Raw genomic sequence first — 24,926 nt, 5'->3', positions numbered from 1 at the left:
TCGCGAATTGAAGACCATCATAGAACCATCTGGCGACAGGAATAAACCGTCGCGGCACGTAGGACTAAGGAGTCCTGTACACTGCACGGCCTTGGCAGCCACACATTTCCCCCGGCTGCGCTCCCGATCCTGGATTTTCCGGCCATGCAGAAAGAAACCGAAATCAAACTCCGCGTCAGCCGCGAAACCCTCGCAGCCCTGCGCGAGCACCCGCTCCTGAAAAAACGCAACAAAAGTGGCTGGGAACGCCGTGAGTTGATGAACCAATACTTCGACACGCCTGAGCGCGACCTGGCCCGCGCCAAGGTTGCCCTGCGCCTGCGCAAGGACGGCGAAGAAGTGATTCAGACCCTCAAGACTCGTGGCCAGAGCGTCGCCGGTCTGTCCGAGCGTAACGAATACGACTGGAACCTGCCCAAAGCCAAGCTCGACATCAAGAAACTTGACGGTGAATGCTGGCCCGAAGAGCTTGCCGAACTGGACAAGAAAACCCTGAAACCGATCTTCACCACCGATTTCGTTCGCGAACGCGCCGAAATCGCCTGGGGCCGCGGCAAGACCAAAGTGGTCATCGAAGCCGCACTGGACCTGGGCCACGTGGTGGTCGGCAAGCAGAAAGAAGAAATCTGCGAGCTGGAACTGGAACTGCGCGAAGGCGAGCCGGCTGCCCTGCTGGAACTGGCCGCCGAACTGGCCGCGACCCTGGCCCTGATGCCGTGTGACATCAGCAAGGCCGAGCGCGGTTATCGCTTGTACGACGCCAACAGCTATTCGTTGAGCCTGCCGGCACCGCAAATCACCGCTGAAACGCCGCTGGACGATGCATTCGCCGCGCTGAGCTGGCATTTGCTGAGCAGCAGCCAGCGTCTGGCCGAGCAGTATCGCTTCAATGGCCACTGGCGCTTGTTGCAGGACTGGGTCGAGAACCTGGCCGAATTGCGTGCCTTGCTGAGCAGCCTGGGCCAGGCCGCACCGCGTCAGTCGACTCACGATCTGCGCGTTGCTCTGGATGCCTTGCTCGAAGACTGGCGCCCGCTGGTGCAAGCCGGTATCGACGACGAAGACGTGCGCAAAGCCGCGCCGGAGCAATTCCTCGAAGAACTGGAAGACCCGCGCTGGGGCTTGTTCTCGCTGAACACGTCGCGTTGGTTGCTGGCCCGCACCTGGGCAGCTGATCGCAACGTCCGTGGCAATCGCCAGGGTGCTGCGCAATTGGGTAGCTGGTTGCCACGTTTGCTGGGTGAAGAAGCGACCTCCCTGCAATTGCAGCGTTATCAGCAACAGCCGGAAGACCTGGCCGAGCAACTGCCGCGCATCGAGCGCATCCAGGCCTGGCTGCACCATGCCCGTGGCGTGCTGGACATTCCGGAAATGGACCGCCTGTACGGTGAGCTGAAGCAGCTTGCCCAATTGGCGAACGAGCCGATCACCGATGAATCGCTGGATGCGCGCAAGCAGCAGGCCATTGCGGTTTATCAGAATCGTGCCTGGAAAATGCTGCTGCGTATGTAATGACGCCTTCGCGGGCAAGCCTCGCTCCTACAGTATTTTCGTTGACCCCAATTCGGCGGCCGACTCAAACCTGTAGGAGCGAGGCTTGCCCGCGAAGAGGCCAGCACATTCACCGCATACCCTAGACAGGCAAACTCGTCGTCGACTTGATCTCCGACAACGCCACAATCGAGTTCACTTCCTGAATCCCCGGCACCATCGACAGCTTTTCAAAGAAAAACCGCTCATACGCCTCGATGTCCGCCGTGACGATCCGCAGCAAGAAATCCACCGATCCCATCAGCACATAACACTCCAGCACCTCGGGAAAGCCGCGAATCGCCTCGGTAAACTCAGTGAAGTTCGAACGCCCGTGCGCGTTGAGTTTGATCTCGGCAAAGATCTGCGTGTTAAGCCCGATCTTCTTCCGGTCGAGCAACGTCACCTGCCCGCGAATGATCCCCTCTTCCTTCATCCGCTGAATCCGCCGCCAGCACGGCGACTGAGAAAGTCCCACCTGCTCGGCAATCTGCGCGCTGGACAGCGAAGCGTCCTCTTGCAGCAACGCGAGAATCTTGCGGTCGTAGCCATCCAGCTCGCTGTGCATAAATAAACCCGTAATTGATAGATGGCCAAATCAAACAATTCGAAAAATAGCCAACAAGCCCCATCATAGATAAGAAATGCCCGGCACCGAATGTAAAAATTCCTCCATTGATTTGGAGACCGACCATGCCGCACCTGGAAGCTGTGAACACCTCGCCTATCCGCGCCGATGTCTGGCACGCCGGCAACGCGCACTGCCGCGTTCATTACCAACTGCTGGCCGAAGCCGAGCCGGACCTGCTGTGCCGGGCGCTCAACCTGTTCGCTTTGCAGTTTCTGACGCCGCAACAGGTCAGCGCGCAGCGGATGGACGATCTGATGTCGATCGACATCGTCATGGACGGGTTGAGCTGGCATCGCGCCGAAGTGATTGCGGAAAAATTACGTAACCTGATCAACGTGTGTTCGGTGGAGCTGCAAGCGGCTGATTCCCTGCGGGAAGCGCCTGTTCAGGCGGCGGGCTGACAAACCTCGACACGGCTTCGTCGGGTAGTGGCCCAACGGTCGGTGGGTCCGCGACTATCCTTTGCGAACTGTTGTTCATGAGGAGCCCGCATGTCCGTTCAACTTGCCATTCAGGACCGCTGGCTGGATCTCAATGATTTGCTGCGTGAACTGGTCGCCCAGGGCTTTATCAGCCAGGACTCGGCCGAACACGCGCTCAATGCCCGCCGCCGCCACGCCACCCATGGCCAGATGCATCCCCTGGAATTCATCGCCAGCCAGCACCTGGACGACCTCAGCCGTCCCGGTAAACACCTCGACCTGGAAAGCCTGACCCTGTGGCTGTCGCAGCAGGCGGGCCAGCCTTACTTGCGCATCGATCCGCTGAAAATCAACGTGGCGGCGATTACGCCGCTGATGTCCTATGCCTTCGCCCAGCGTCACAAGATTCTGGCGGTGTCCATCGACCGCGACGCGGTGACGGTGGCCAGCGCCCAGCCTTACGTCAACGGCTGGGAAGCTGACCTGACTCATGTGCTGAAACTGCCGATCAAACGCGTAGTGGCCAACCCGGTGGACATCCAGCGCTTCAGCGTCGAGTTTTTCCGGCTGGCCAAATCGGTCAGCGGTGCGACCAACAACGATCAGCAGGCCAGCAACCTGGGCAATTTCGAACAATTGCTCAACCTCGGCGCCAGCGATCAGGAACCGGACGCCAACGACGCGCACATCGTCAACATCGTCGACTGGCTGTTCCAGTACGCCTTCCAGCAGCGCGCCAGTGATATCCACATCGAACCTCGACGCGAGCAAGGCACGGTGCGCTTTCGCATCGACGGCGTGCTGCACAACGTCTATCAATTCCCCCCGCAAGTGACCATGGCCATCGTCAGCCGCCTGAAAAGCCTGGGGCGGATGAACGTGGCGGAAAAGCGCAAACCCCAGGACGGCCGGGTGAAGACCAAGACCCCGGACGGCGGCGAGGTCGAGCTGCGGCTGTCGACCTTGCCGACGGCATTCGGCGAAAAAATGGTCATGCGGATCTTCGACCCGGAGGTGCTGCTCAAGGACTTCGATCAGTTGGGCTTCTCCGCCGAAGACTTGCGCCGCTGGCAGGACATGACCCGCCAGCCCAACGGCATCATTCTGGTGACCGGGCCGACGGGTTCGGGCAAAACCACCACGCTTTACACCACGCTGAAGAAACTGGCGACGCCGGAGGTCAACCTCTGCACCATCGAAGACCCGATCGAAATGGTCGAGCCGGCCTTCAATCAGATGCAGGTCCAGCACAACATCGACCTGACCTTCGCCGCCGGTGTTCGCGCGCTGATGCGGCAGGATCCGGACATCATCATGATCGGCGAGATTCGCGACCTCGAAACCGCAGAAATGGCGATCCAGGCTGCGCTCACGGGTCACCTGGTGCTCTCGACCTTGCACACCAATGACGCGCCCAGCGCGATCAGCCGCTTGCTGGAACTCGGCGTGCCGCATTACCTGATCAAAGCCACGGTGCTCGGCGTCATGGCACAGCGCCTGGTGCGAACCTTGTGCCCGCACTGCAAGGCACCGCTGACGTTGGGTGAAGAAGACTGGCAAACCCTGACCAAACCCTGGCAAGCGCCACTGCCCACCAACGCCCAGCGCGCCATCGGCTGCCTGGAATGCCGCGACACCGGTTACCGTGGCCGCGCTGGGGTTTACGAAATCATGCAGCTGACGGATGGCGTTAAGGCGCTGATCAATCCCGACACCGATCTGCTGGCGGTACGGCGCCAGGCGTTCAAGGAAGGCATGCGCAGCCTGCGGCTGTCGGGGGCGCAGAAAGTGGCGGCCGGCCTGACGACCATCGAGGAAGTCTTGCGCGTGACGCCGCAGAGCGAACAAAAGTAGGCACGGCCGTCACGGAACTGGAGGGGGGGAAAGGCATCCAACGCCGTAGTTAACCAGTGGAGTCACCCCATCATGCGTCTCAAACTTGCTGTCGCTACCATCGCGTTGTTGTCCCTTCCAGTCGGTTCGGCGATGGCCGATAGCTTTTGGCGTAACGTCATTTCGTCCGGTGCCACCACCGGTTCGACCTACCTGACCTTCAAGGATCACAAGCTGATCGTTGCCGCGCAGGACGATGCCGGCAGCTTCGTCGCCAGTGACGGCGGCATCCGCGGTCCTTATCTGGAAGCCGCAATGCAGAAAGTCCGCGCCGACAATCCGGGCCTGCAGGCGACGGACATGGAGCTGGCGAATGCGATCCTGGCAAAGAATGCCGTGGCTTCGGAATAAGCTGTTCAGCTGAATAAAAATGCCGCTCCCGTGAGCGGCATTTTTTTGCCCGACACAAAACCCTGCAGGAGCGAGCCTGCTCGCGATAGCGGTGGATCAGTCAACATTTCAGCGACTGTTGCACCGCTATCGCGAGCAGGCTCGCTCCTACATTGGATTTGCGTAGTCCGGGCGATCAGCGGTAATCATCGACGGGCACGCAGGCACAGAACAGATTCCTGTCGCCATAGACGTTGTCCACCCGATTCACCACCGGCCAATACTTGTGCGCCTTGGTGTGCGCATCCGGCGTCACCGCTTGCTCGATGCTGTAAGGCCGCTCCCAGACCCCGGTGATATCGGCCAGGGTGTGCGGCGCTCGCTTCAGCGGATTGTCTTCGGCGGGCCAGTTACCGTTCTGCACCTCGGTGATTTCCGCGCGAATGCTCAGCATCGCCCCGATAAACCGATCCAGTTCGGCCTTTGATTCGCTCTCGGTCGGCTCGACCATCAGTGTCCCTGGCACCGGAAACGACATGGTCGGCGCATGGAAACCGTAATCCATCAGGCGCTTGGCCACGTCCTCTTCACTGATCCCGGTCAGCGCCTTCAATGGCCGCAAATCGAGGATGCATTCGTGCGCCACCCGTTCATTGCGCCCGGTGAAGAGCACTGGAAACGCCCCGGACAAATGTTGCGCCAGGTAATTCGCAGCGAGGATCGCCACCTCGCTGGCATCCGCCAATTGCGGGCCCATCATGGCAATGTACATCCAGCTGATCGGCAAAATGCTCGCGCTGCCCCAGGGCGCTGCGCTGACCGCACCGTTCTGCGCCAGCGGTCCCTCAATCGGCACCACCGGGTGATTGGCGACGAACGGCGCCAAATGCGCGCGCACGCCTATCGGCCCCATGCCCGGCCCGCCGCCGCCATGGGGAATGCAGAACGTCTTGTGCAAGTTCATGTGGGAGACATCGGCGCCAATGTCCGCCGGCCGCGCCAATCCCACCTGTGCGTTGAGGTTGGCGCCGTCCATGTACACCTGGCCGCCGTGGCTGTGGATAACTTCACAGATTTCGCTGATGCCTTCCTCGTACACGCCATGGGTCGACGGATACGTCGCCATCAGGCAGGCGAGTTTGTCGCCTGCGTCCGCGGCCTTGCCTTTCAGGTCATCCAGATCGACGTTGCCGGCCTCGTCGCATTCGACGATCACCACGCGCATCCCGGCCATCTGAGCCGAGGCAGGGTTGGTTCCGTGGGCCGAGGACGGAATCAGGCAAATCTCTCGCGCCCCCTGATGACGGCTCTCGTGATATTTGCGGATCGCCAGCAGCCCGGCGTACTCGCCTTGAGCGCCGGAGTTGGGTTGCATGCAAATCGCGTCGAAACCGGTGATTGCGCAGAGCCAGCGTTCCAGTTCCTCGATCATCAGCGAATAACCCACCGCCTGCTCTTTCGGTACAAACGGATGCAGGTTGGCGAATTGCGGCCAGGTGATGGGGATCATCTCGCTGGTGGCATTGAGTTTCATGGTGCAGGAGCCCAGCGGGATCATTGATTGGTTGAGCGCCAGGTCTTTGTTTTCCAGTTGCTTGAGGTAACGCAGCATCTCGGTTTCGCTGTGATGGGCGCTGAATACCGGATGACGCAGATAAGGCGAGGTGCGCAGCAGACCTGCCGGAATACCGGAAGCAAGGGTTTGAGCGTCCAGTTCGTCGACGTTCAGCCCATGATCGGAACCGAGGAACACATCAAACAGTTTCGCTACCGTGGATTCGTCAGAGGTTTCGTCGAGGCTCAGCCCCAACTGCCCGCGCCCGAGAATGCGCAAGTTGATCTGTGCTGCCTGGGCGCTTTCGATAATTGCGGTCTGAGTACCACCAACCTCCAGCGTCAGCGTGTCGAAAAAGTGAGTGTTGAGGCGAGTGATGCCGTGACGCTCCAGGCCAGCGGCGAGGATGCAGGTCAACCGATGGACGCGCTGGGCAATGCGTTTGAGTCCTTCCGGACCATGGTAGACCGCATAGAAACTGGCGATGTTGGCCAGCAGCACCTGAGCGGTGCAGATGTTCGAGTTGGCCTTCTCCCGGCGGATATGTTGCTCACGGGTTTGCAGGGCCATGCGCAGCGCGACATTGCCACGAGCATCTTTCGACACGCCGATGATCCGCCCGGGAATCGCCCGTTTGTACTCATCGCGGCTGGCAAAAAACGCAGCGTGCGGCCCGCCGTACCCCATCGGCACACCGAAGCGCTGGGACGAGCCGAACACCACGTCGGCGCCCAACTCCCCAGGCGGGGTCAGCAACAGCAGGCTCAGCAGATCCGTCGCGACACAGGCCAGCGCCTGCTGGGCATGCAGATGATCGATCAACGGACGCAGGTCGCGGATCTCGCCGTGGGTGTCGGGATATTGCAGCAACGCACCAAACACCTCGTGCTGTTTCAAGTTATCCACAGCGTCGATGATCAGCTCGAAACCGAACCCTTCGGCCCGGGTCTGCACCACGGAAATGGTTTGCGGATGGCAGTTCTCATCGACGAAGAACAGATTGCTCCGGGACTTGGCGACCCGCTTGGCCAACGCCATGGCTTCCGCCGCCGCCGTGGCTTCATCGAGCAGCGAAGCGTTGGCCAGTTCGAGGCCCGTGAGGTCGATGGTCAATTGCTGGAAATTCAGCAGCGCTTCGAGCCGCCCCTGGGCAATCTCCGGCTGATAAGGGGTGTAGGCGGTGTACCAACCGGGATTTTCCAACACGTTGCGCAGAATGACGGCCGGCGTGAGGGTGCCGTGGTAACCCATACCGATCAGGCTGGTCCAGACCTGGTTTTGCTCGGCGTACCCGCGCAGCTTGGCCAGCGCAGCCTCTTCGTCGAGGGCCGGCGGCAAATCGAGCTCGCGGTTCAGGCGGATTCCCGGCGGTACCGTCTGTTCGATCAGTTCAACCCAGCTGCCGAGGCCGAGGCTGTCGAGCATCGCCTGTTGCTCGGCAGCATCGGGGCCAAGATGGCGGCGAAGGAAGGCATTGGGATCGCGTAACTGGCTCAAGGACGGCAACTGGGACATGACGGGCTCTCTCTAGGCTGGCGCTCAACGTCGATGCAACACGGTCAAACCAGCATAGCAGCCGCTGCCAACAGCGAACCCGTGCAGGAGCGAGGCTTGCCCGCTCCCACAGGGAAATCCGTCAGGCGAAAAAAAGCCCCGACACGTCGGGGCTTTGGGATGACGCTGAAGGCTTACTCGCCGATGGCGGCCTTGTAGCCGGCTGCATCGAGCAGCTTGTCCAGCTCAGCCTTGTCGCTAGGCTTGAGTTTGAAGATCCACGCGCTGTATGGGTCAGAGTTGAGGCTTTCCGGAGAGTCACCCAGAGCGGCGTTGACAGCGGTCACTTCACCACCGATAGGAGAATAGATATCGGAAGCGGCTTTGACCGACTCGACCACACCGGCAACATCACCGGCAGCGAAAACTTTTCCAACTTCAGTCAGCTCAACGAACACCACATCGCCCAAGGCTTCCTGAGCGTGATCGCTGATGCCCACGGTAACGGTGCCATCGGTTTCCAGACGGGCCCATTCGTGACTTTCGGCAAAACGCAGGTCGGCAGGGATATCGCTCATGTTCTGTGTCCTCAAGAGAATTGTCAGCGGTCGTTGCCCGCCAAAAAGGTTAGATCAAGGTTTTGCCATGGCGGACGAAGGTCGGTTTGACCACCCGGACCGGGTACCACTTGCCACGGATTTCCACTTCTGCGCGGTCGGCAGTTGCCATCGGCACGCGCGCCAGTGCTATCGACTTGCTAAGCGTAGGAGAGAAACTACCACTGGTGATCTCTCCTTCGCCAACATTGGCGATACGGACCACTTGATGAGCGCGCAAAACCCCACGCTCCTCAAGGACCAGACCGACCAGCTTATGCTGCACACCACCGGCCCGCTCGGCTTCCAGAGCACTGCGACCAATGAACTGGCGAGTGGCCGGTTCCCAGGCAATGCTCCAGGCCATGTTCGAGGCCAGCGGTGAAACGTCTTGATGAATGTCCTGGCCGTACAGGTTCATGCCGGCTTCGACACGCAAGGTATCCCGGGCACCCAGGCCGATAGGAGAAATGCCCGCGCCCACCAGGTCGTTGAAAAACCCTGGCGCCTGATTGGCGGGTAGAACGATTTCCAGGCCATCTTCACCGGTATATCCGGTGCGCGCGATGAACCAGTCGCCGTCAGGCTGGCCTTCAAAAGGCTTGAGCATCTGGATCAGGTTGCCGCGGGACTGGGTCACCAGTTCGGAAATCTTGTGCCGGGCATGGGGGCCTTGAATCGCCAGCATCGCCAGTTCGGAGCGCTCGTTGAGCTGCACATCGAAACCATCGAGATGGGCCTGCATCCAGGCGAGGTCCTGATTGCGGGTGGAGGCGTTGACCACCAGCCGATAACCGTCCTCGAGACGGTAGACGATCATGTCGTCGACGATGCCGCCGCGCTCGTTGAGCATGGTGCTGTACAAGGCACGGCCAGGGCTGTGCAGGCGCTCGACGTCATTGGCCAGCAAATGCTGGAGCCAGGCTTTGGCCTGGGGGCCGGTGACATCAATCACGGTCATGTGGGATACATCGAAAACCCCGCAATCGCGGCGCACCTGATGGTGTTCCTCGACCTGCGATCCGTAATGCAGAGGCATATCCCAACCGCCAAAATCGACCATCTTCGCGCCTAGGGCGAGATGAAGGTCATACAGAGGCGTGCGCTGTCCCATGGGTTTCTCCTTCCGGGCGTGGCGAAGGTGCGGGCCGGTGCTTTACGGGCGAAAGCCTTGAAATAGAAGGCTTTGAGCCGATGTCAGCTACCAGGTCCGTAGGACGGACCGCACCGAATGCCGCGCATTGTAGCCTCAAGGTGTAGGACTGACACCTAGGCGTTTCGATGCGCCGAACGTCGAATCAATCCGATGACCGGTAACAGCCCGACCAAAACCAGAGTCAAGGCCGGCAACGAAGCTCTCGCCCACTCCCCTTCGCTGGTCATTTCAAAGATCCGAACCGCCAGCGTGTCCCAGCCAAACGGGCGCATCAGCAGGGTCGCGGGCATTTCCTTGAGCACATCGACGAACACCAGCAACGCAGCGCTCAAGGTGCCGGGCAGCAATAACGGCAGATACACTTTGAAAAACAGTCGTGGCCCACTGACCCCAAGGCTACGTGCCGCTTCGGGCAAAGATGGCCGTATTCGCGCCAGGCTGCTTTCCAACGGCCCGTAAGCCACTGCAATGAAACGCACCAGATAGGCCAGCAACAACGCCGACAAACTACCCAGCAGCAATGGCTTGCCCGCGCCACCGAGCCAGCCCGACAGCGGGATGACCAGCTCGCGATCCAGATAACTGAACGCCAGCATGATCGACACCGCCAGCACCGAACCCGGCAGGGCGTAGCCGAGATTGGCCAGGCTGATACCGGAGCGGATCGCCCGGGTCGGTGCCAGGCGCCGGGCAAATGCCAGCACCAGGGCAACGCTGACGGTGATCAGCGCGGCCATGCCGCCCAGGTACAAGGTGTGGACGATCAGACCGGCGTAACGCTCATCCAGGTCGAAGCGTCCACGCTGCCAGAACCACACCACCAGTTGCAGCATCGGAATGACGAAGGCACAGGCGAACACCAGGCCACACCAAGTCATGGCCGCCAACGCCTTGAAACCCCGCAGGTGGTACAGCGCCTTGATGCGAGGTCGTTCATTGCTGGTGCGGTTGGCCCCGCGAGCACGCCGTTCGCCGTACAACACGACCATCACCACCAGCAGTAACAGGCTGGCCAGTTGCGCGGCGGTGGAGAGGCTGAAAAATCCGTACCAGGTTTTGTAGATGGCCGTGGTGAACGTGTCGAAGTTGAACACCGACACCGCACCGAAGTCCGCCAGGGTTTCCATCAGCGCCAAGGCCACACCGGCACCAATCGCCGGCCGCGCCATGGGCAAGGCCACTCGCCAGAACGCCTGCCACGGCGATTGCCCCAGCACCCGCGCCGCTTCCATCAGGCCTTTGCCTTGGGCCAGGAACGCAGTGCGCGCCAGCAGGTAAACGTAGGGATAAAACACCAGCACCAGAACAAGGATGACGCCGCCGGTGGAACGCACTCTCGGCAATCGCAGCTCGGTGCCGAACCATTCGCGCAGCAAGGTTTGCACGGGGCCGGCGAAATCCAGCAGGCCGACGAAGACGAAGGCCAGCACGTAAGCAGGAATGGCAAATGGCAGCATCAGCGCCCAGTCCAGCCAACGCCGGCCGGGAAATTCGCAGAGGCTGGTGAGCCAGGCGAGGCTCACACCCAGGAGCGTGACGCCGATACCGACGCCGAACACCAGGGTCAGGGTATTGCCCAGCAGGCGCGGCATCTGGGTGTCCCAGAGGTGGGACCAGATTTGCTGATCGATGGTTTGCCAGGAGAAGAACAGGACGCTCAGGGGCAGCAGGACCAGCGCGGCGATGGCGAAGACCAGGGGATACCAGCGGCGTTGGGCGGGGTGGGCCAAGGGGATTCTCTAGAAAATATGGGCCGACTCTAACCTGAAGTCGGCTCCATTTTGTGGCGAGGGAGCTTGCTCCCGCTCGGGTGCGAAGCAGCCGCAGGAGGTTATCAGATCATCTCGATCCTGACCTGTCGACGCCAACAGGGCCGCTTCGCAGCCCAGCGGGAGCAAGCTCCCTCGCCACAGGTAGCCGCTCGCCACAATAACGGTGAAGTCAGTTCCAGCCAGCCCGATCCATCATGCGAATCGCTTCAGCCTGACGCTTGCCGGCAATTTCCACCGGTAGCGTATCCGCCACAAACTTGCCCCAGCTCGCCACTTCCTGCAGACGGTTGAACCGCAGGGTTAGCCGGGAATTCCTGGTTCACGTCAGCGAAGATCTTCTGCGCTTCAGGGGTGGTCATCCATTCAACCAGGGCTTTGGCGGCTTCTGGATGCGGTGCATGCTTGGTCAGGCCGATGCCCGACAGGTTCACGTGTACGCCGCGATCGCCCTGGTTCGGCCAGAACAGCTTCACGGCCAGGTCAGGCTTCTGTTTGTGCAGGCGGCCATAGTAGTAAGTGTTGACGATGCCGACGTCGCATTGGCCAGCGTTGATCGCTTCCAGCACCGCGATGTCATCGGAGAACACATCGGTGGACAGGTTGTTGACCCAACCTTTGAGGATCTTCTCGGTTTTTTCGGCGCCGTGCACTTCGATCATGGTGGCGGTCAAGGACTGGTTGTAGACCTTCTTCGCCGTGCGCAGGCACAGGCGACCTTCCCAGTTTTTATCGGCCAGCGCTTCGTAAGTGGTCAGCTCGCCCGGTTTCACCCGCGCGGTGGAGTAGGCGATGGTCCGGGCCCGCAGGCTCAAGCCAGTCCAGGCGTGAGCCGAGGAGCGGTATTGCAGCGGGATGTTGGCGTCGATCACCTTGGAGGTGAACGGTTGCAGGATGCCCATCTGCTCAGCCTGCCAGAGGTTGCCGGCATCGACGGTCAGCAGCAGGTCGGCGGTGGCGTTCTCGCCCTCGGCCTTGATCCGCTGCATCAACGGCGCTTCCTTGTCGGTGATGAACTTCACCTGCACACCGGTTTTCGCGGTGTAGGCATCGAAGACCGGCTTGATCAGCTCGTCGATACGCGAGGAGTAAACCACCACCTCGTCGGCGGCCTGGGCAGTGGTGCTACCGATCAGGGTCAGGGCGAGTGCAGTCAGTAGACGCTTCGGTGCCAACATGGGAGCGATCTCTCGATTGGAAAATTGAGGGCAAATGATAAGGACTCACATTTAGCTTCTCAATCGAACAGTTCGCGGAGGCGTTACCAAATGTTGCATGGTCGACATGGGCGGTGAATGTACCAACGCCATCGCGAGCAGGCTCGCTCCCACAGGGGAATGCATTTCAACTGTGGGAGCAAGCCTGCTCGCAATGAGGCCGTCTGCCGCAATGAAGATGTCAGGCCTTGGCCAGCGCCGGCAAATCCCCGATCAACCCCAGCGCTTCGCGCACGAACAACGCCTTGGCTTCTGGCATCTGGTCAACCATCTTCAACCCGGCATTACGCAACCAGCGAACCGGCAACGGATCCGCCTGGAACAAGCGTTCAAAGCCTTCCATCGCCGCCATCAACGCCAGGTTGTGCGGCATGCGCCGACGCTCGTAACGACTCAGCACCTTCACATCCGCCAATCGCTCGCCGCGCCCTGCCGCTTGCAGCAGCACTTCGGCCAGCACAGCGGCGTCGAGGAAACCGAGGTTGACGCCCTGCCCGGCCAGCGGGTGAATGGTATGCGCCGCATCACCGATCAACGCCAAACCTTCAGCCACATATCGCTTGGCATGCCGCTGACGCAGCGGCACGCACAAACGCGGGTCGGCGCTGAGCACCGTCCCGAGCCGGCCTTCAAAGGCGCGTTCCAATTCGAGACAGAAAGCGCCGTCGTCCAGCGCCATCAGGCGTTCGGCTTCGCTCGGCGTGGTCGACCAGACAATCGAACACCAATCCTGCTGACCGTCCCGCTCCAACGGCAGAAACGCCAATGGACCGTTGTCGGTGAAGCGCTGCCACGCGGTCATTTGATGAGGTTTGGAGTTGCGCACGCTGGTGACGATCGCATGGTGCAGATAGTCCCACTCGCGCGTGGCCACGCCGGTCAGGCGCCGCACCGCCGAATTGGCGCCATCCGCCGCTATCACCAGGGGCGCGCGCAAGGTGCGACCATCGGCCAGGGTCAGCAGCCAGTCATCGCCGGAGCGGCGCATCTGCTCCAGACGCGCATTGGCCAGCATCCCGAGGTCGCAGTCGTGCAGACGATCCAGCAAGGCATCCTGAACCACGCGGTTCTCGACGATATGGCCCAGCACGTCGGCATGCACACTGGCGGCCGAGAAACGAATCTGCCCGGTGCCGCTGCCATCCCAGACCTGCATGTCGGTGTAAGGGCTGCTGCGGCGATTGGCGATGCCGTCCCACACGCCCAGGCGCTCGAGAATGCGCTGGCTGGCCGCCGACAAGGCACTCACCCTCGGTTCGAACGGCGCCTGGGCATCAAAGGGTTTGACGCTCATCGGGCTGCCGTCCAGCAACAGGACTTCCAGCCCGCTGTCCTGCAACGCCAGCGCCAGGGCGCTGCCGACCATTCCGGCCCCGACAATCAGCAGATCTGCGCGCATTTCCATGCTTTAAGCCTGTCTCGCTTGCGGTTTGAGCCGCACGTAAAGGGTTTTCTGCACCCGCGCCACCAGGGCGCCAGCACCGTCATGAATATCAACCTGCAGCTGCGGCAGGTATTTTTCGCCGTTCGCTGTCTGTCGACGGATCTCGTCGAGCAAGGTCTCGTCGATGCTGAAGCGGGCGAACACCGGGCCTTTGCCCGGCGCGATGAAATCGATGTCGGCAGCCTTGTCCCAGACAATGAACTGACGACCGAGGTTTTCCATCAGCATCAGCATGTAGAACGGGTCGACCATCGAATACAGGCTGCCGCCAAACTGGGTACCGACGTAATTGCGGTTGTACCAACTCAGTCCCATGGACACTTGAATGTCCCGGAAGTCATCGCTGATGTGCTGCACCCGCACCCCGGCACCGAGGTACGGCGGGTAGAAGGTCATGAACCACCGCATCAACAGCGCTTTACCGAACGTATCAGTCAGCCACTTAAGCATCGGGACGCGTACCCAGGCCCATGGCTTGCCGGGCGAACCAGCGCTTGGCCGGCGGCAGCAGATCGAGACCGAGCAGGCCTATGTTGCGGCCCAGCGAAACCAGTGGCTGGGTGCTGCCGAACAAACGGGTCACCTGATCGGAGAACCCCACAGTCAGGTTCTGATCCATGCGCTGACGCTCGCGATAAGCCTGCAAGGTCGCGAAGTCGCCGGGCGACGTGTCGCTCGCCAGCAGCGCATCGGCCAGGGCTTGAGCATCACGCAAGGACAGGTTGAAGCCCTGGCCGGCAATCGGGTGCAGGCTGTGGGCGGCGTTGCCGAGGATGGCCAGATGCGGACGCACTTGCTCTTCGGCTTCGATCAGCGTCAATGGGTACAGATGCCGCGCGCCCACCTGCTTCAGGGTGCCAAGGCGATAACCGAACACGCCCTGCAACTCGCTGAGGAAACTGCGCTCATCCAGCGCCGCCAGTCGTTGCGCGTCCATCCCCAAGCGGGTCCAGACCAGGGCGCAGCGGTTGTCCGGCAGCGGCAACAACGCCATCGGGCCGTCATCGGTGAAGCGCTCGAAGGCCACGCCGTTATGCGCTTCGCTCGGGGTGACGTTGGCAATCAGTGCGCTCTGGTTGTACGGACGCTTTTTGATGCCGATGCCCAATTGCTCGCGCAGGCCCGAACGGCCGCCATCAGCGAGCACCGCAAGGTCGCATTCCAGGGTGGTTTCATCGTTGAGGGTCAGGCGATAGCCATCGGTCAGCGGTTCCATGCGCGTGACTTCCGCCGGGCAACGCCAAGTGACCACATCCTTGTCCAGGCCCTGCCAGAGGCATTGGCCGAGCCAGGCGTTTTCCACCACATAACCCAGCGCCGGCACGCCCTCTTCCATCGCCGACAAACGGGCGGTGGAAAAACGTCCACGGTCGGAGACATGAATCTGCTTGATCGGCTCGGCGCGGCGGGAGATTTCCTGCCACACGCCCAACCGTTGATAAATCTGTTTGGCCCCGTAGGACAGCGCCGAAGAGCGGGCGTCGTAGCTCGGTTGATAGGTGTCGCCCGGGGCGAATGGCTCGATCAGCACGATCTTCCAGCCACGGGCCTTGGCCCCGGCCTGCAACGCCAATGCAAGGCTGGCGCCCACCAGGCCGCCACCGATAATTGCCAGATTGACTCGACTCATGCCGCTTTTGTCCGCGCAGCAGCCATCAAGGCCTCGATCTCGGCGACCGTTTTCGGCACGCCTTGGGTCAGGATTTCACAACCGTTTTTGGTGACCACCACGTCGTCCTCGATGCGCACGCCAATGCCGCGCCATTTCTTCGCTACGTTCTGGTTGTCCGGGGCAATGTAGATGCCCGGTTCCACAGTGAGCGCCATGCCGACTTCCAGCACCCGCCATTCGCCGCCGACCTTGTATTCGCCGACGTCATGCACATCCATGCCCAACCAATGGCCGGCACGATGCATGTAAAACGCTTTATAGGCTTCGCTGGCGATCAACTCGTCGACGTCGCCCTGCAACAGGCCCAACTTCACCAGACCGGAGGTAATCACCCGGACCGTGGCTTCGTGCGCCTGATTCCAGTGTTTGTTCGGGGCGATTTCGGCGAATGCGGCTTCTTGCGACGCCAGCACCAACTCGTAAATCGCTTTCTGCTCCGCTGAATATTTGCCGTTGACCGGCCAGGTGCGGGTGATGTCGCTGGCGTAGCAGTCGATCTCGCAACCGGCATCGATCAACACCAGGTCGCCATCCTTGAGCACGGCGTCATTCTGCTGGTAATGCAGGATGCAGCTGTTACGCCCGGCGGCGACGATCGAACCGTAGGCCGGCATCTTCGCCCCGCCCTTGCGGAATTCGTAATCGAGTTCGGCTTCGAGGCTGAACTCGTGCAGCCCGGCCCGGCTGGCCTGCATCGCCCGGATATGCGCCTGGGCGGAAATCCGTGCAGCTTCGCGCATCACCTTCACTTCTGCCGCCGATTTATACAGGCGCATGTCGTGCAGCAGATGATCCAGGGCAACGTATTCGTTCGGCGGCTGGGCGCCGAGGTGCGCTTTAGACCGGATCACGTTGATCCACTCCATCAGGTGCCGGTCGAATTCCGGGTTGCTGCCCATGGCCGAATACACCCGGTCGCGCCCTTCGATCAGGCCCGGCAGGATGTCGTCGATGTCGGTGATGGGAAACGCATCGTCGGCGCCGAAGTCGCGGATCGCGCCTTCCTGGCCGGCGCGCAGGCCGTCCCACAGTTCTCGCTCGGCGTTGCGTTCACGGCAGAACAGAATGTACTCGCCATGTTCGCGACCGGGCATCAGTACGATGACGGCCTGAGGCTCGGGGAAGCCGCTGAGGTACTGGAAGTCGCTGTCCTGCCGGTAGACGTGCTCGACGTCGCGGTTGCGTATGGCTACTGCGGCGGCGGGCAGGATGGCGATGCTGTTGGGTTCCATCTGCGCCATCAGGGCCTTGCGGCGACGGCTGTATTCCGATTTCGGGATATGAATCATGGGCAGATGGCGTTCCCTGGCAACAATTAATGCAGCGACGGCTTGGCCGCAGCCGGCTCTTCCGCTTTTTTGGTTTCGGAGAACAGCAGCAGCGGCGCAACGCGCAGGTATTCCATCACTTCCATGTAGTCGCTTTCGCCGTCTTCGGACTCTTCCAGGGCGTCTTGCACCTGGGAAATGGCCGCCAGATCCTGCAACACTTCGGTGGCTTCGGTGCTCAGCATGCTGCTGTCGCGGCAGTTCAGGCCGAAACCGCTGAGAAAGCCCTGGCACCATTGGCCCAGTGCCGCGGCACGGTCAGCCAGTGGCGCGTCATCGGTCGGCAGCAGCAGAACGACAGTGACGTCGTCGCCGGTGAGCTCGCCCTTGACCATCTCCTGCAAGCCGATCAAGGCATTGCGGACATTATCCTGGGGCTCAGTTTCGAGCAGTTCGGCGGCATCGACCAGCCAGCCTTCGGCATCGAAACCGGCACCGGCGCAGCTGCGGCCGAGCAGCAGGCCGTGCAGTTCGGCAGGCGAGACGTTATGACCGCTGGAAGTCAGCAGGGTGGCGAAGGCTTGATACGGGGAATTCTGAATGGGCATGGGCAGCTAGGCGCCAGACGGCGCTATGTCTAGAATGAAGGCCTTGTATCCTACATCGACAGACTCGCCAAGACTATTAAAGGCTGTCCGCCCGTTACCCCCATCAGACTATTCAGTGGACACAATGGAAGACACCGACCTGCAAGCGCTGATGGCCAGACTCGAACTGCTAATTAATCGGGTCGAGCAACTTAAGAGTCAAAACGGACTCCTATTAGCTCAGGAAAAAACCTGGCGCGAGGAACGCGCTCACCTCATTGAAAAGAACGAAATCGCCCGGCGTAAGGTCGAATCAATGATTTCGCGCCTCAAGGCCCTGGAGCAAGACTCATGAGTTCAAGCAATAGCGTTACCGTGCAGATCCTCGATAAAGAATATTCGATCATCTGCCCCCAGGAAGAGCGCAGCAACCTGGTGAGCGCCGCCCGTTACCTGGACGGGAAGATGCGTGAAATCCGCAGCAGCGGCAAAGTCATCGGCGCCGACCGCATTGCCGTGATGGCCGCGCTGAACATCACGCACGATCTTCTGCACAAGGAAGAACGCCCGGATGTGCAGGCCAGTGGCTCGACGCGCGAGCAGGTTCGCGACCTGCTGGATCGCGTCGATCTGGTGCTTGCCACCGATCCGGACGTCACCAAGGGCTGAAACACGAAACCGCTTGGGGTATACTCGCATCACTCCCTGGGGTGCTTGCCAGTTGACCACGTCCCTGAGCCGATTCGCACTACCCTGGAGGCTGCACGTTGGGCTGGTGTGCATGTCCGCTAGACGGAAAGCCTTAAAGCCTACTGCATCTTCCACCTTGAACTTTCGGGTTCAAGGGCTAAGTCAGCAGCGGTTCATCCGGGGAGCCTGATTCCAGTCCGATGCCGGTTTAAATACCGGCATCGGCTTTTTTACGGGTACGCTTTACGTATCCGTCCTGTCGAAGCCTGAATCCATGACCGAACCTGCGCTGCTGCCCCGCCCGCAACTTCGACGCATGCTGCGCAAGGCCCGCCGCGCACTGACCCCCAGTCAGCAACGCCAGGCTGCTCGCGGGCTGTACAAGCAATTGGCTCAGCAGCCGTTGTTTCGCCGGGCCAAACACATCTCCCTCTACCTGCCCACCGACGGTGAAATCGACCCGCGCCTGTTGCTGCGCGCAGCGCAACGTCGGGGCAAGGCGACTTATCTACCGGTACTCAGTGCCTGGCCGCGGACCAAAATGGTGTTCCAGCGGATTCGTCCCGGTGAAAAACTCAAACCCAACCGCTTTCGTATTCTCGAACCCCGGCACAACCTCGCCCGCCAGCGCAAAGTCTGGGCGCTGGACCTGGTGCTGTTGCCATTGGTGGGATTTGACGACGTCGGCGGCCGCCTGGGAATGGGCGGCGGTTTCTACGATCGAAGCCTCGCCTACCTGGCGCGGCGAAAAAACTGGCGCAAGCCGACGCTGCTGGGCCTGGCCCATGAATGTCAGAAGGTAGAACGATTGGCTCAGGCGAGCTGGGATGTGCCGTTGCAAGGAACGGTTACCGACAAGGCGTGGTATTTCGCAGGCTAGACGCCACTGGAATCAGCGGCGCCCGAAAAACAGGCTCAGCGCTTGAAGGCCGACGGCTGTTGTTGCTGTGCGATTTCGATTGGCGCGTCAGTCTTGTTGTTCCACAGGCTTTGGGCATAGCCGGTGGTCACGACGCCGAGGCCGAACAAAATAACCAAAATCCATAGTAAATCCGGTTTGCGTTTCATCGATTGCCCCCCAAAGGCACATCAACACGATGACAGCAGCGGTTTCCGTTGTAGGTGTAGGCCGTGCAGCAGCGTCAAGCTTAGAAGGCCGGCATTTTGCGGCAACGTGAACTGACACGCAAACGCTGGCGTCAACCGACTGTCGGTTTGTCATAAAATTGCCCGACAACTTGCCCAATCACCTCGCAAGGAGCAAAAACCATGGCCTATTGGCTGATGAAATCCGAGCCCGATGAACTCTCGATCAAAGACCTGGCGAAGCTTGGCAAAGCGCGCTGGGATGGGGTTCGCAACTATCAGGCGCGTAACTTTTTGCGGACGATGGCGGTGGGCGACGAGTTTTTCTTCTATCACTCCAGCTGCCCGGAGCCCGGGATTGCCGGGATCGGAAAGATTATTCAAGCGGCGTATCCGGACCCAACGGCGCTGGAGCCGGAAAGTCATTACTACGATCCAAAGGCCACGCCAGAGAAAAACGCCTGGAGCGCGATTGATGTTGCGCATGTCGAGACGTTTTCCAAGGTGTTGAAGCTGGATTACTTGAAGCAGCAGACGGCGTTGGCCGAGATGCCATTGGTGCAGAAAGGCTCAAGGTTGTCGGTGATGCCGGTTACCGCCGAGCAATGGACAGCGGTGCTCGGCCTGCGCTAAACAAGCTGAACCGCCCGACGCTCTGGCCTGGATCGGTCAGACGTGACACCCCGTTGACGGATATCAAGTCGCCCCGCCGCTTGCCTGTCAGACTACGACGCTACAGACGCAGGATGCCGACATGTCGATTCACCGCCGCTCTTCACTTTTTTTCGCCTTTTTACTGGGGGCAGTGTTACTGGCCGCTGGGGGTTTTGGTTATTGGAAGTCGACCCTTAGCCGACTGCCCGAAGGGTTGTATGTCGGTAATGGCCGACTTGAAGCCACTGAAGTACAGATCGCCAGCAAAACAGCCGGCCGGCTGGCCGAAGTCCTGGTCGATGAAGGCGACAAGGTGACCAAGGGTCAACTGCTGGCACGCATGGACACCCGGACCCTCGAAGCCCAGCGCAACCAGGCCGAAGCCGAAGTGATACGCGCCCGGGAAAACCTCAATGCCGCCCAGGCCAATGTGCAACTGCGCCAGAGCGAGCAACGGCTTGCCCACCAAGAGCTCAGCCGTTCTCAGGAATTGTTCAAGCGTGGCTTCTCCAGTGGCCAGACCATCGATCAGCAACAATCTCGCTTCGAAACGAGCAACGCGGCCGTCACCGCGGCCCGTGCGCAGGTGTCCGCCGTCGGCGCCGCCATTGGCGCGGCGCAGGCACAAGTCGCTCAGCTGACCAGCGAGATTGACGACAGCAGCCTGCGGGCGCCCATTGACGGGGTGATTCAGCTGCGCATGGCCGAACCCGGTGAAGTCCTCGGCGCCGGTGGGCGGGTGTTGTTGCTGATTGATCCGAACGATCAGTACATGAACCTCTATCTCGCCACATCCGTAGTGGGACGCCTGGCGGTCGGTGATGAAGCGCGGATCCTGCTGGACGCCCTGCCCGGCCAGCCGTTGCCGGCGAAAATCAGCTTCGTGGCAGCCAAATCGCAATTCACCCCCAAAGAAGTCGAGACCCGCGACGAACGTCAGAAACTGGTGTTTCGGGTCAAGCTGCGCCTGACCCAACCCAGCAGCGTGCCCCAGGCCAAACCGGGGATGCCCGGTAACGGCTACGTGCGCACCGCGCCCATTGGCTGGCCGGCCAATCTTCAATGACCGGCCTGGCGCTGCAAGCCACCGGCCTTCAGCACCGATACGGCCAACAGCAGGTGCTGACCGACATCACGTTCAGCCTGCCCGCCGGCACCCGGTGCGGCTTGATCGGTCCGGACGGCGCCGGGAAATCCAGCCTGCTGGGATTGATTGCCGGCGTGAAGACGCTGCAAGACGGCCAACTGGACGTGCTCAGCGGCTCGATCCAGGACCGGCGCCACCGTATCAGCCTCTATTCGCGAATTGCGTTTATGCCTCAAGGCCTGGGCGGCAACCTGTATCCCGAGCTGTCGATCAGCGAAAACATTCACTTCTTCGCCACTTTGTTCGGCCTGTCCGGAGCCGAATGCGATCAGCGCATGCAAAGTCTGTTGCTGGCCACTGACCTGCAGCGGTTTGCCGAGCGCCCGGCGGGCAAGTTATCGGGCGGGATGAAACAGAAGCTCGGCCTCTGTTGTGCGCTGATTCATGAACCCGACCTGTTGATCCTCGATGAACCGACCACCGGCGTCGATCCGCTGTCCCGGCGGCGCTTCTGGGAATTGATTGATGACGTCCGGCGTCAACGTCCGCAATTGACGCTGTTGGTTGCCACCGCGTACATGGAAGAGGCCGAGCAATTCGAACACTGCCTGATGCTCGATGGCGGCAAACTGATTGCCGCCGGCTTGACCCGCGACCTTGGGGCAGCGACCCCCAGCGGCAAGCTCGATGAGGCCTTTACTCACTTTCAGGGCGACAGCGGCCGTGACAACCAGCCGCTGGTGATCCCTGCCCGAACCAACGCCACGGCCGACATCGCCATCGAAGCCCATGACCTGACCCTGCGCTTCGGCGATTTCACGGCGGTGGACAAGGTCAGCTTCGCCATCGGCCGCGGCGAGATCTTCGGGTTTCTGGGCTCCAATGGCTGCGGCAAAACCACCACCATGAAAGTCCTCACCGGGCTGATCCCGGCCAGCGAAGGCCGCGCCACGCTGCTGGGCAATCCGGTGAACGCCAAGGATCTTGCCACCCGCAAACGCGTCGGCTTCATGTCCCAGAGCTTCTCGCTCTATGGCGAGCTCAGCGTGCGACAGAATCTGGACTTGCACGCCCGGCTGTTCGATTTGCCCAAGGCCGAGAGCGCACAGCGCATCGATGAGCTGATCCAGCGCTTCAACCTGGGCAGCGTCGCTCATCAGCCGTCCGGAGCACTGCCACTGGGCCTGCGCCAACGCTTATCCCTGGCGGTGGCGGTGCTACATCGCCCCGAAGTGCTGATCCTCGACGAACCGACGTCCGGCGTCGACCCGGCCGCACGGGATGATTTCTGGCGTCTGCTGATCGAACTGTCTCGCGAACAGGGCGTGACGATTTTCCTCTCCACGCATTTCATGAACGAAGCCCAGCGCTGTGACCGCATCTCGCTGATGCACGCCGGCAAGGTCCTGGCCTGCGACACCCCGGCGGCTCTGCAACTGCAGTTCAAGGGCCAGACTCTGGAGGCGGCGTTCGTCACCTGCCTGGAGCAGGCCCAGGCCCCGATCGCAACGGCGGCGCCACCAACGCCCATCGACACGACGCTCGCCCCCGTCGCCCCGATGCAAGACAGCCGCTTCAGTTTTGGACGGTTGCGGGCGCTGGCGAGTCGTGAAAGCAAGGAGTTGCTGCGCGATAAAGTGCGCATGGCCTTTGCCCTGCTCGGGGCGATGTTCATGATGGTGATTTTCGGCTACGGCATTTCCCTGGATGTGGAAAAACTCGCCTTCGCGGTTTACGACCAGGACCAGACGCCACAAAGCCGGGCGTATCTGGAGGCTTTCCGCAGCTCCCGTTACTTCGACGAACAACCGCCTATCAGCGATCCGGCGCAATTGCATCGACGATTACAGCGCTCGGAAATCAAACTGGCGCTGGAAATCCCGCCGGGATTCGGCCGGGACTTGTTCGCCGGTCGCCAACCCGCTGTCGCGGCCTGGCTCGATGGCGGCATGCCGTTTCGCGCCGAAACCAGCCGCAATTACGTGGAAGCGGTACACCAGGGCAACCTGGTGCAATTGGCCGAGCAGTCCAGCCCCGCACTGAACCGGCAAGCGGCAGCCCAACTGGAAACCCGCTTCCGCTACAACCAGGATGTCGTCAGCGTCAACGCCATCGGTCCCGGGGTGATGGCGCTGATCCTGGCGTTCATCCCGGCCATGCTGACGGCGCTGGGCATCGTGCGGGAGAAAGAACTGGGCTCGATCACCAACTTCTACGCCACACCGCTGACGCGACTGGAGTTCCTGCTAGGTAAGCAAGCGCCATATTTGGCCATCAGCTTGATCAACCTCGCCGTCCTGACGGCTATGAATCGCTGGCTGTTCGGCGTGCCTTTCAAGGGCAGCGGCCTGACCCTGGCCTTCGGCGGGCTGCTCTACGTGCTGGCGACCACCAGCATGGGCCTGTTGATTTCGGCGTTCACCCGAACCCAGATTGCCGCCATTCTCGGCACCATGATCATTACCAGTCTGCCGACCATTCAGTTCTCCGGCTTGATCGTGCCGCGCTCGTCACTTGATGGCGCGGCCGCTGTCATGGGGATGCTGTTCCCGGCGGGTTACTTCCTCGATATTGCCGTTGGCACGTTTACCAAGGCCCTGGATATCCGGCAGTTGTGGCCGCAATGCCTGGCACTGTTCGGGTTCTTCCTGGGGTTTACCGGCCTTAGCCTGGCCATGCTGAAAAAGCAGGAGGCCTGATGCACAAGCTTGCGCACATCCTGCGACTTGGCCTCAAGGAACTCACCAGCCTGCGACACGACAGCGTGTTGCTGCTGTTCCTGTTCTATGCCTTCACCGTCGCGATCTACATGCCGGCCGCGGGCTCGGTGATTGGCGTGCACAACGCCAGCGTGGCCATGGTCGATGAAGATCACAGCCACCTGTCACGACAATTGGCGCAAGCCCTGCAGCCGCCGGAATTCCAGGCGCCGGTGTCGCTGCCCTATGAGCAACTGGACGATGTGCTGGACAGCGGCCGATTCACCTTCGTCATCAATGTCCCGGCCAATTTCCAGGCAGATCTGTTGGCTGGCCGCCAGCCAGCCGTGCAGGTCAACGTCGACGCCACGGCCATGAGCCAGGCTTTCATGGGGGCGGGCTACATCGGACGGATTTTCCAGCGCGAACTGCAGACCTACAGTGAACAAGGCGATGCAGCGAGCAAAGCCCCCGTGCTGCTGACCACCCGAGCGCTGTTCAATACCAATCTGGAGGGCGGCTGGTTCCTGGCGGTGATTCAAATCGTCAACAACATCACCATCCTCGCCATCATCCTGACCGGCACAGCGTTGTTGCGTGAGCGCGAACACGGCACCCTCGACCATTTGCTGGTGCTGCCCCTCACGGCGCTTGAAATCATGCTGGCGAAAATCTGGAGCAACATGCTGGTGGTGGTGCTGTGCACCTGGATCTCGCTGGAGGTGATCGTCAAAGGTGCACTCGGCGTGCCGCTGGCCGGTTCCATGACCCTGTTCCTGATGGTGACGGCCGTTTATCTGTTCGCCAGCACAGCGCTGGGGATATTCCTTGCGACACTCGCCCGCTCGACACCGCAATTCGGCCTGCTGGCGATTCCGGTGATCATCCCGATGTTGCTGCTCTCCGGCGGCAGTACGCCGCTCGACAGCATGCCGCAATGGCTGCAATGGGTCATGCAGGGCTCGCCATCGACCCACTTCGTCAGCCTCAGCGCCGCGATACTGTTTCGCGACGCGGGGATCAATGTGGTGTGGCCGGACTTGCTGGCATTGAGCGCCATTGGCCTGCTGTTTTTTAGCGTGGCGCTGATGCGGTTTCGCAAGAGCCTGGCGTCCTGAATCGCGGGCAAGCCGGCGCCCACAGGGT

Annotated in this window: 22 protein-coding genes, 1 other RNA gene and 1 pseudogene; 12 read left to right on the top strand and 12 right to left on the bottom strand. The window is 61.0% G+C overall.

What is annotated here, in order from left to right:
- Positions 1–144: 144 nt before the first annotated feature.
- Complete coding sequence (locus AB4N91_RS28300) at positions 145–1,512, top strand: CYTH domain-containing protein (RefSeq protein ID WP_102594799.1); 1,368 nt, start codon at positions 145–147, stop codon at positions 1,510–1,512.
- 121 nt (positions 1,513–1,633) lie between these two features.
- Here the strand turns inward: AB4N91_RS28300 and AB4N91_RS28295 are convergent, their stop codons facing one another.
- Positions 1,634–2,098 (bottom strand): Lrp/AsnC family transcriptional regulator, encoded by a 465-nt coding sequence (locus AB4N91_RS28295; protein ID WP_046045137.1) that lies wholly within the window; start codon positions 2,096–2,098, stop codon positions 1,634–1,636.
- A gap of 125 nt (positions 2,099–2,223) precedes the next feature.
- Between AB4N91_RS28295 and AB4N91_RS28290 the strand changes: the two genes are divergently transcribed.
- From AB4N91_RS28290 to AB4N91_RS28280, 3 genes are all read left to right on the top strand, one after another.
- Complete coding sequence (locus AB4N91_RS28290) at positions 2,224–2,562, top strand: hypothetical protein (protein ID WP_010466649.1); 339 nt, start codon at positions 2,224–2,226, stop codon at positions 2,560–2,562.
- A gap of 90 nt (positions 2,563–2,652) precedes the next feature.
- Positions 2,653–4,437, top strand: coding sequence for a GspE/PulE family protein (locus AB4N91_RS28285; RefSeq protein ID WP_145306638.1), 1,785 nt, complete (start codon positions 2,653–2,655; stop codon positions 4,435–4,437).
- 69 nt (positions 4,438–4,506) lie between these two features.
- Positions 4,507–4,827: a DUF2388 domain-containing protein gene (locus tag AB4N91_RS28280; protein ID WP_169857239.1), complete on the top strand. Its 321-nt coding sequence runs from the start codon at positions 4,507–4,509 to the stop codon at positions 4,825–4,827.
- Between the two features lie 175 nt (positions 4,828–5,002).
- Here AB4N91_RS28280 and gcvP read toward each other — a convergent pair whose 3' ends face one another.
- The 10 genes and pseudogenes from gcvP to AB4N91_RS28230 all read right to left on the bottom strand — a co-directional run bounded on the left by gcvP (position 5,003) and on the right by AB4N91_RS28230 (position 17,585).
- Complete coding sequence (gcvP, locus tag AB4N91_RS28275; protein ID WP_460111962.1) at positions 5,003–7,876, bottom strand: aminomethyl-transferring glycine dehydrogenase; 2,874 nt, start codon at positions 7,874–7,876, stop codon at positions 5,003–5,005.
- A 173-nt stretch (positions 7,877–8,049) separates the two neighbouring features.
- Entirely contained in the window at positions 8,050–8,433 is a 384-nt protein-coding gene (gene gcvH / locus AB4N91_RS28270) for a glycine cleavage system protein GcvH (RefSeq protein WP_460111961.1), read from the bottom strand.
- A 49-nt stretch (positions 8,434–8,482) separates the two neighbouring features.
- Positions 8,483–9,565 (bottom strand): glycine cleavage system aminomethyltransferase GcvT, encoded by a 1,083-nt coding sequence (gcvT, locus tag AB4N91_RS28265; protein WP_010464981.1) that lies wholly within the window; start codon positions 9,563–9,565, stop codon positions 8,483–8,485.
- Between the two features lie 155 nt (positions 9,566–9,720).
- Positions 9,721–11,337: an ABC transporter permease gene (locus AB4N91_RS28260; protein WP_102594811.1), complete on the bottom strand. Its 1,617-nt coding sequence runs from the start codon at positions 11,335–11,337 to the stop codon at positions 9,721–9,723.
- A 211-nt stretch (positions 11,338–11,548) separates the two neighbouring features.
- A pseudogene (locus tag AB4N91_RS28255) lies at positions 11,549–12,554 on the bottom strand (extracellular solute-binding protein).
- 220 nt (positions 12,555–12,774) lie between these two features.
- A complete protein-coding gene (locus tag AB4N91_RS28250) occupies positions 12,775–13,992 on the bottom strand; it encodes a 2-octaprenyl-3-methyl-6-methoxy-1,4-benzoquinol hydroxylase (protein ID WP_172792597.1) in 1,218 nt (405 codons plus the stop codon).
- Positions 13,993–14,001: 9 nt separating this feature from the next.
- A complete protein-coding gene (locus tag AB4N91_RS28245; RefSeq protein WP_460111960.1) occupies positions 14,002–14,487 on the bottom strand; it encodes a DUF4442 domain-containing protein in 486 nt (161 codons plus the stop codon).
- On the bottom strand, positions 14,480–15,667 hold the full coding sequence (gene ubiH / locus AB4N91_RS28240) for a 2-octaprenyl-6-methoxyphenyl hydroxylase (RefSeq protein ID WP_010464989.1): 1,188 nt from the start codon (positions 15,665–15,667) through the stop codon (positions 14,480–14,482). Before ubiH ends, AB4N91_RS28245 begins: the two co-directional genes overlap by 8 nt.
- Positions 15,664–16,998 carry a Xaa-Pro aminopeptidase gene (gene pepP / locus AB4N91_RS28235; RefSeq protein ID WP_154502140.1) on the bottom strand — a complete coding sequence of 445 codons (1,335 nt, stop codon included), beginning with the start codon at positions 16,996–16,998 and terminating at the stop codon, positions 15,664–15,666. Before pepP ends, ubiH begins: the two co-directional genes overlap by 4 nt.
- A gap of 26 nt (positions 16,999–17,024) precedes the next feature.
- A complete protein-coding gene (locus AB4N91_RS28230; RefSeq protein WP_010464994.1) occupies positions 17,025–17,585 on the bottom strand; it encodes a YecA/YgfB family protein in 561 nt (186 codons plus the stop codon).
- Positions 17,586–17,709: 124 nt separating this feature from the next.
- Here AB4N91_RS28230 and AB4N91_RS28225 point away from each other — a divergent pair, with 124 nt between their 5' ends.
- The 4 genes from AB4N91_RS28225 to AB4N91_RS28210 all read left to right on the top strand — a co-directional run bounded on the left by AB4N91_RS28225 (position 17,710) and on the right by AB4N91_RS28210 (position 19,134).
- Positions 17,710–17,919, top strand: coding sequence for a TIGR02449 family protein (locus AB4N91_RS28225; protein WP_003213954.1), 210 nt, complete (start codon positions 17,710–17,712; stop codon positions 17,917–17,919).
- Positions 17,916–18,233 carry a cell division protein ZapA gene (locus AB4N91_RS28220; RefSeq protein WP_007942435.1) on the top strand — a complete coding sequence of 106 codons (318 nt, stop codon included), beginning with the start codon at positions 17,916–17,918 and terminating at the stop codon, positions 18,231–18,233. Before AB4N91_RS28225 ends, AB4N91_RS28220 begins: the two co-directional genes overlap by 4 nt.
- Before the next feature lie 30 nt (positions 18,234–18,263).
- A non-coding RNA gene (gene ssrS, locus AB4N91_RS28215) (6S RNA) lies at positions 18,264–18,442 on the top strand.
- Between the two features lie 86 nt (positions 18,443–18,528).
- Positions 18,529–19,134 carry a 5-formyltetrahydrofolate cyclo-ligase gene (locus AB4N91_RS28210; protein ID WP_010465002.1) on the top strand — a complete coding sequence of 202 codons (606 nt, stop codon included), beginning with the start codon at positions 18,529–18,531 and terminating at the stop codon, positions 19,132–19,134.
- Between the two features lie 35 nt (positions 19,135–19,169).
- Here the strand turns inward: AB4N91_RS28210 and AB4N91_RS28205 are convergent, their stop codons facing one another.
- Complete coding sequence (locus AB4N91_RS28205) at positions 19,170–19,322, bottom strand: hypothetical protein (protein WP_007942433.1); 153 nt, start codon at positions 19,320–19,322, stop codon at positions 19,170–19,172.
- Between the two features lie 201 nt (positions 19,323–19,523).
- Between AB4N91_RS28205 and AB4N91_RS28200 the strand changes: the two genes are divergently transcribed.
- The 4 genes from AB4N91_RS28200 (at position 19,524) to AB4N91_RS28185 (ending at position 24,898) form a co-directional block, all read left to right on the top strand.
- Positions 19,524–19,973 (top strand): EVE domain-containing protein, encoded by a 450-nt coding sequence (locus AB4N91_RS28200; RefSeq protein ID WP_077747168.1) that lies wholly within the window; start codon positions 19,524–19,526, stop codon positions 19,971–19,973.
- Between the two features lie 121 nt (positions 19,974–20,094).
- Positions 20,095–21,060: an HlyD family secretion protein gene (locus AB4N91_RS28195; RefSeq protein WP_077747167.1), complete on the top strand. Its 966-nt coding sequence runs from the start codon at positions 20,095–20,097 to the stop codon at positions 21,058–21,060.
- The gene (gene rbbA / locus AB4N91_RS28190) at positions 21,057–23,780 is read left to right on the top strand and encodes a ribosome-associated ATPase/putative transporter RbbA (RefSeq protein WP_460111959.1); all 2,724 of its coding nucleotides are present in this window, start codon (positions 21,057–21,059) and stop codon (positions 23,778–23,780) included. Before AB4N91_RS28195 ends, rbbA begins: the two co-directional genes overlap by 4 nt.
- Positions 23,780–24,898: an ABC transporter permease gene (locus AB4N91_RS28185; protein ID WP_010465010.1), complete on the top strand. Its 1,119-nt coding sequence runs from the start codon at positions 23,780–23,782 to the stop codon at positions 24,896–24,898. The genes rbbA and AB4N91_RS28185 overlap by 1 nt, the downstream gene beginning before the upstream one ends.
- The last annotated feature ends 28 nt before the right edge of the window (positions 24,899–24,926 follow it).

The organism is Pseudomonas sp. H3_D04 (genome assembly GCF_054669175.1).
The sequence above is the reverse complement of the archived record's forward strand: the minus strand, read 5'-3'. Positions and strand labels throughout refer to the sequence as shown.